The sequence below is a fragment of the uncultured Bacteroides sp. genome (assembly GCF_910585845.1).
In the GTDB taxonomy this organism is placed as follows: domain Bacteria; phylum Bacteroidota; class Bacteroidia; order Bacteroidales; family Bacteroidaceae; genus Bacteroides.
In genome coordinates this window covers 1-6,785 of the sequence record NZ_CAJUHF010000089.1, presented here as the reverse complement: position 1 = coordinate 6,785, position 6,785 = coordinate 1, and the positions used below count along the sequence as shown (strand labels likewise).

7 protein-coding genes are annotated in these 6,785 nt (G+C 42.8%); 5 read left to right on the top strand and 2 right to left on the bottom strand.

Annotation, left to right across the window (positions count from 1 at the left end; all coding sequences use genetic code 11):
- Positions 1-442: 442 nt before the first annotated feature.
- The 5 genes from pyrB (at position 443) to glyA (ending at position 4,704) form a co-directional block, all read left to right on the top strand.
- Positions 443-1,372 carry an aspartate carbamoyltransferase gene (gene pyrB, locus QZ323_RS14380; RefSeq protein ID WP_294635379.1) on the top strand — a complete coding sequence of 310 codons (930 nt, stop codon included), beginning with the start codon at positions 443-445 and terminating at the stop codon, positions 1,370-1,372.
- Between the two features lie 37 nt (positions 1,373-1,409).
- Positions 1,410-1,871, top strand: coding sequence for an aspartate carbamoyltransferase regulatory subunit (gene pyrI / locus QZ323_RS14375; protein ID WP_294635378.1), 462 nt, complete (start codon positions 1,410-1,412; stop codon positions 1,869-1,871).
- Between the two features lie 96 nt (positions 1,872-1,967).
- On the top strand, positions 1,968-2,534 hold the full coding sequence (locus QZ323_RS14370; RefSeq protein ID WP_294635377.1) for a flavin reductase family protein: 567 nt from the start codon (positions 1,968-1,970) through the stop codon (positions 2,532-2,534).
- A 27-nt stretch (positions 2,535-2,561) separates the two neighbouring features.
- Positions 2,562-3,317: a porin family protein gene (locus QZ323_RS14365; RefSeq protein WP_294635376.1), complete on the top strand. Its 756-nt coding sequence runs from the start codon at positions 2,562-2,564 to the stop codon at positions 3,315-3,317.
- Between the two features lie 109 nt (positions 3,318-3,426).
- Entirely contained in the window at positions 3,427-4,704 is a 1,278-nt protein-coding gene (gene glyA, locus QZ323_RS14360) for a serine hydroxymethyltransferase (RefSeq protein ID WP_294635375.1), read from the top strand.
- A gap of 235 nt (positions 4,705-4,939) precedes the next feature.
- Here the strand turns inward: glyA and QZ323_RS14355 are convergent, their stop codons facing one another.
- Positions 4,940-6,043, bottom strand: a complete 1,104-nt coding sequence (locus QZ323_RS14355) for a PspC domain-containing protein (RefSeq protein ID WP_294635374.1) — start codon at positions 6,041-6,043, stop codon at positions 4,940-4,942.
- A 52-nt stretch (positions 6,044-6,095) separates the two neighbouring features.
- On the bottom strand, positions 6,096-6,422 hold the full coding sequence (locus tag QZ323_RS14350; RefSeq protein ID WP_294635373.1) for a PadR family transcriptional regulator: 327 nt from the start codon (positions 6,420-6,422) through the stop codon (positions 6,096-6,098).
- Between the last annotated feature and the right edge of the window lie 363 nt (positions 6,423-6,785).

Sequence of the window (6,785 nt, the reverse complement as noted above, 5' to 3'; positions counted from 1 at the left end):
TACTTGTTATGCTCCATTACATTACTTGTTATGCTCCATTACATTACTTGTTATGAGACATAAGATATGATGTAATCTTATTCTACTAACGGGTGTCTACTCATGTTATTTAGGGTTCATCCGAAATATGAAATGATAGGTGAGTTCGATATAGCCGATATCACGTTCGTTTACCGTATTATCGTGTGGCATCACTCCAAATATCAGAAGCCCCTCCCCCAAAAACTGCGACACCTCTCCCATTCCATACCAGTTCCAAACTATAAAATTTGGAGAAAATCCGAAAAGCTCATGAAAGACGCCCGAATCTGACACAAACTTATGATATAGTACAAACGAAGCACCGAACAAAAAACTTCTAAATTTTCTTCTCTCTTTTTTCCATTCTCCGCATATTTTATCTACCTTTACACTCTCGAAAAGAAACTATATAACGAACAATATGGAAAACAGAAGTTTAGTCACCATCGCCAAGCACAGCAAAGAGAAGATTCTTTATATGCTTGAGATGGCAAAACAGTTTGAAGCCCATCCCAACCGCAGTTTGCTGGAAGGGAAAGTAGTTGCCACACTTTTTTTCGAGCCTTCCACCCGTACAAGACTTAGTTTTGAGACAGCCGCCAACCGGTTGGGAGCCCGTGTCATCGGATTCACCGATCCTAAAGCTACAAGTTCTTCAAAAGGAGAAACCCTAAAGGACACTATCAAGATGGTGAGTAACTACGCCGACATCATTGTCATGCGACATTATCTGGAAGGAGCCGCCCGCTATGCCAGCGAAGTCACCGACGTGCCCATCGTCAACGCAGGAGACGGAGCCAACCAGCATCCTTCGCAAACGATGCTCGACCTCTACTCCATCTACAAGACCCAAGGTACATTGGAGAACCTGAACATTTTCCTTGTGGGTGACTTGAAATACGGCCGCACCGTACACTCGCTACTGATGGCAATGCGCCACTTCAACCCTACGTTCCATTTCATCGCCCCCGATGAACTGAAGATGCCGGAAGAGTATAAAATCTATTGCCGCAACCACCATATTAAATATGTTGAACATACTGACTTTACCGAAGAGACTATAACTGATGCAGACATCCTCTACATGACCCGTGTGCAACGCGAACGTTTCACGGACCTCATGGAGTATGAACGGGTAAAAAACGTATATATCCTGCGCAACAAAATGCTGGAACACACTCGCCCCAACCTGCGCATCCTGCACCCTCTGCCCCGCGTCAACGAAATTGCATATGACGTGGACGACAATCCGAAAGCCTACTACTTCCAGCAGGCGCAAAACGGTTTGTATGCCCGCGAAGCCATTCTCTGCGATGTGTTAGGCATCACTCTGGATGATGTGAAGAAATAATTTAGTTGATTACAATTAGAAGTTACATCTGAAAACTATGAGCGAAAAGAAACAAGAATTGCAGGTAGCCGCTTTAGAGAACGGTACTGTCATCGATCATATTCCCGCAGAAAAGCTGTTTACCGTCGTCTCCTTGCTGGGACTGAAACACATGAGCAACAATATCACCATCGGTTTCAATCTCAAAAGCAAGAAACTGGGCACCAAAGGTATCATCAAGATTGCCGACAAGTTCTTCTGTGACGACGAAATCAACCGCATAGCCGTAGTGGCTCCCAACGTAAAGTTGAACATCATCCGCGACTACGAAGTAGTGGAAAAGCGTGAAGTGGAACTGCCCGAAGAGCTTCGCGGAATCGTGAAATGCGCTAATCCGAAGTGTATCACCAACAATGAACCCATGCCAACGCTGTTTCACGTGATGGACAAAGAAAACTGCATCATCAGATGCCATTACTGTGAAAAAGAGCAAAGCAGAGAAGAGATAGAAATCATATAAAGAAGTATAAGAGAGGGGGTACGCCGAAAGTTTTCACAGTGAGTTTCGACGCATCCCCTTGGCATTTACAATTTATAATCACAATTACCTCATAACATGAAAGAAGATTGGAAACCCGGGACGATGATTTATCCCCTTCCTGCTGTATTGGTCAGTTGCGGCAGTACCCCGGAAGAGTACAACATATTGACCATCGCATGGACAGGGACAATCTGTACAAATCCACCCATGTGCTATATATCCGTACGTCCGGAACGACACTCATACGATATATTGAAGCGGAACATGGAGTTTGTGATCAATCTCACGACAAAAGACATGGCGCGTGCCACAGACTGGTGTGGAGTACGCTCCGGCAAGAATTACAACAAGTTTGAAGAGATGCACCTGACTCCGGGAAAGTGTACGGTAGTCAGCGCTCCGCTCATTGAAGAGTCTCCTCTATGTATCGAATGCCGCGTGAAGGAAATCGTATCACTCGGCTCACACGACATGTTCATTGCAGACGTAGTAAACGTACGTGCCGACAAGCAGAATCTGAATCCAGAAACAGGCAAATTGGAACTGGCAGAAACCAATCCGCTGGTCTATGTACATGGAGGATACTATGAGTTGGGCGAAAAAATAGGCAAATTCGGCTGGTCCGTCGAAAAGAAGAAATAAAACACAGCTAACCGTCAGTAGTCAGAAATGAGCAACGCATTAAGATTCTTTATTCTATGCCTTTTGTGCTTCCCCGCCATATTGCAGGGACAGTCTTCCTATGTGTCTGACATCGAAACCAAAGAATCTTTTGTCAAAAAGCATCCGCACGACCGTCCGGTAAACTTCGGAATCAAGGGCGGTTTCACCTCTTCTCTGTTTCTGGTCTCCAACCTTACGCTGAACGACGTCACCATAAACGAAGTGCAGAACAACTACAAGATAGGATATTTCGGCTCCCTTTTCATGCGCATCAATTTCGATCGCCATTTCCTACAGCCTGAGATATCCTATAACATCAATCGTTGTAACATCACCTTCGAAAGACCGACTGCCGATGATGTCCCCATGGAGATGTCATCCATCACGTCCTCCATCCACAGCATCGACATCCCCGTCATCTACGGATATAGTGTCGTCAAAGAGAATCCCTACGGCTTAGCGGTATTCGGAGGACCAAAACTGCGCTACATTTGGAATAAAAAGAGTAAGTTAACCTTCGAAAACTTCGAACAGCAGGACATTGCCGAAGAACTCCGACCGCTAAATATCAGTTTCACACTCGGAGTGGCAGTTACCATCTCACGCATCTTTTTCGACTTCCGGTATGACATTGGATTGCATAACATTTCCCGAAAGGTAATCTATGACTACACCAGATACGAAGAAAACTCCTCAACCAACAAAATACGTTTTCACCGTCGTGACAACGTGCTCAGCTGTTCTCTCGGCATCTTTTTTTAAGTAAAAAGAGGAAAAAGCTCCTTTTTTATCATTTTTTTCATTTATTATCTGTAATTTTGTACGCTTAATTAAGAAAATACTGATTTATCAATTTATCTAAGCAAGCAAAATGAAAAGAGACGATTTAATTTTCGAGATCATCGAAAAAGAACATCAACGCCAACTCAAAGGTATTGAACTGATTGCATCGGAAAACTTTGTAAGCGATCAGGTAATGCAAGCTATGGGTTCTTGCCTTACAAACAAGTATGCAGAAGGTTACCCCGGAAAGCGCTACTACGGAGGCTGCGAAGTAGTAGACCAAAGTGAGCAAATTGCCATCGACCGTATAAAAAAAATTTTTGGTGCAGAATGGGCAAACGTACAACCTCACTCAGGCGCACAAGCCAATGCAGCCGTATTCCTTGCCGTACTGAATCCTGGTGATAAATTTATGGGATTAAATCTAGCTCATGGCGGTCACCTCTCACATGGTTCATTGGTAAATACTTCGGGAATCATATATACACCTTGTGAATATAACCTGAATAAAGAAACCGGCCGTGTAGACTACGATCAGATGGAAGAAATCGCCTTACGCGAGAAACCGAAATTGATCATCGGTGGCGGTTCGGCATATTCACGCGAATGGGACTACAAGCGCATGCGCGAAATCGCTGACAAAGTCGGTGCTATCCTGATGATCGATATGGCGCACCCCGCCGGATTGATTGCAGCCGGGTTGCTTGAGAATCCTGTCAAATATGCCCACATCGTAACCTCTACCACCCACAAGACTTTGCGTGGTCCGCGTGGCGGGGTCATTCTGATTGGCAAAGATTTCCCTAACCCGTGGGGAAAGACCACTCCGAAAGGTGAAATCAAGATGATGTCACAATTGATAGACTCTGCCGTATTCCCAGGCATCCAAGGTGGCCCGCTGGAACACATCATTGCAGCCAAAGCAGTTGCTTTTGGTGAAATCCTGCAACCGGAGTTCAAAGAATATGCCATTCAGGTACAGAAGAATGCAGCCGTATTGGCACAAGCATTAATTGACCGTGGATTTACCATTGTTTCAGGCGGTACGGACAATCACTCCATGTTGGTTGACCTCCGTAGCAAGTATCCCGACCTCACCGGTAAGGTAGCAGAAAAAGCATTGGTATCAGCCGATATCACTGTAAACAAGAATATGGTACCATTCGACAGCCGTTCTGCATTCCAAACTTCCGGAATCCGCTTAGGTACTCCCGCCATCACTACCCGTGGTGCCAAAGAAGATTTGATGCTGGAAATTGCAGAAATGATCGAAACCGTTCTCTCAAATGTGGATAATGAAGCTGTCATTGCAGAAGTTCGCGCACGCGTGAATAATACAATGAAAAATTATCCGCTTTTTGCGTAACAGTTTTTTCACGTTTTTAGAGTTAAACAATCAATCCCATTCTTTTCTGCTAAATCACATACACTATTATAAAAGTAAGTGTATACAATTTACTTGGGATTGCAATGTGGGGATATTTTAACAATACCCCCACATTTGTTTTAAGCCCGCTCAAACTTAGGATCAGTACTCTTTCGAGCAATTTTTTCCGAGTTATCTTTCTGCCATCAAAAGAAACAGCCTCTTATGGCAAATATCATACCTGCATCAGCAATTGCGGAAATGTAAATCCTTGCATCATGAAGCAGATGAAAAAGACAGCAGTACTGACAATCCACAAAATAAGTAAAGTCCACTTCAATCCGGACACCATCGGTTGCCAGTTCAGCATCGGACGGAGTATAGCAAAAATAATACTTATCAACGGAATCCCCACTATAAGAATACCTGCAATGTACATCACAATAGCTGACAAGGGAGATGTCGGTATCACAAAATCAATAGCTGGAAACAAAGCAAACAATGCAGGAGCCCCATTGATGGCAATCACGATTGCAGCAAAGAACAAAACTACAAACACAATCCCGAATACCAACAACACCGGACTGAAAACAATTGCAAAGATCATTAGACATATTTTCAGGAACCAGCCGACAATCATCAACAGCGTATCCCCTATCTTTTGCAACACTGTACGAGGAGTACCCGACTTCACATAATCATTGACATTGTTCGCCATTCTCTCGAAACCACCAGTTACCGTCTTCCCGATGTTTTCTACCGTAACCGGTTCACCACGCATATTCAACTTCTCGGCTGCAGTACGGGCTTCCGGAATCACTATCCAACAGATGATATATAGGGGGATCAGAAGTTTGAAGCCAAGAATAGCACAAAATACAAAAATCAAGCGGGACCAAGTGATGTCCCATCCCATGTAAACAGCTACACCACCGATAACACCACCCAACATCCGGTCGTCCGGATTACGATAGAGTCGACGCCGGGCAGTATTGTATGATGAACGGTCATCACTATTCCACGAGCCAGCACCATAGCCAGCCTTTGAACCTTCGGCAGAAAAATTCTCTTCCGAATCGGCTTCCATTTCTTCCGGCTTTCCCATACGGGTAATCACTTCTTCCACATCAGCTATGGTAATGACTTGCGAGCCCGCAATCTGTTTTTCAGAAAAGAGTTCAGAGAGGCGAAGTTCAATATCATCCACAATCTCATTGGCACCCACTTGCTTCCTGAAGTGCAATTTCAGATTACAAAGATAATTATCTAACAGACGATAAGCATCTTCATCAATATGAAACACTGTTCCACCTAAGTTTACTGTTAATGTCTTTTTCATTCTTATTTATTTTTAATATTATACTTATATAAAGTAGCTTGGTTACCCACACCTAACAATTAGCTATGTGATTGACTGTCTCATTCAACTCACGCCAGGAATTTTCCAGTTCACCGAGAAAGACTTCTCCTTTGGGTGTCAACTTATAGTATTTACGAGGAGGTCCTTGAGTAGATTCTATCCATTCGTAACTTAGCAGATCATCATTCTTCAAGCGAGTGAGCAAAGGATAAAGTGTCCCTTCTACTACTATCAACTTGGCTTCTTTCAGTTTCTGAATAATGTCAGAAGCGTAGGCCGACTCTTTATGCAACAATAACATGATGCAATATTCTAACATGCCTTTGCGCATTTGCGACTTTACATTATTAACATCCATCCTTTTTCTATTTGTAGTTTTATATTTCACTATATAAACGAATCAATTGATACATAACATCTATTTGTATGGCACAAATATATGTATTATATTAGTACTATGCAATACAAAGTACCATGTATTTTTATATAATTAACACATATCATAATTTCCCATTTACAGACCGCATCATTTCCGACAAGTATTAAGAAAGCTATAGTTTCGCTGAAAATAAAGAAATTGGAACTTATACTATCCCCTCATACAATCTATTCAGAATACTTAAAAGAGAGAGAAATAAGGAAAAAGAACAAGAGAAAAAATGTATCTTTGCATTAAGTACATGACAAAAATTTGAAAACATCGAATTTTGGGGTATAAGTC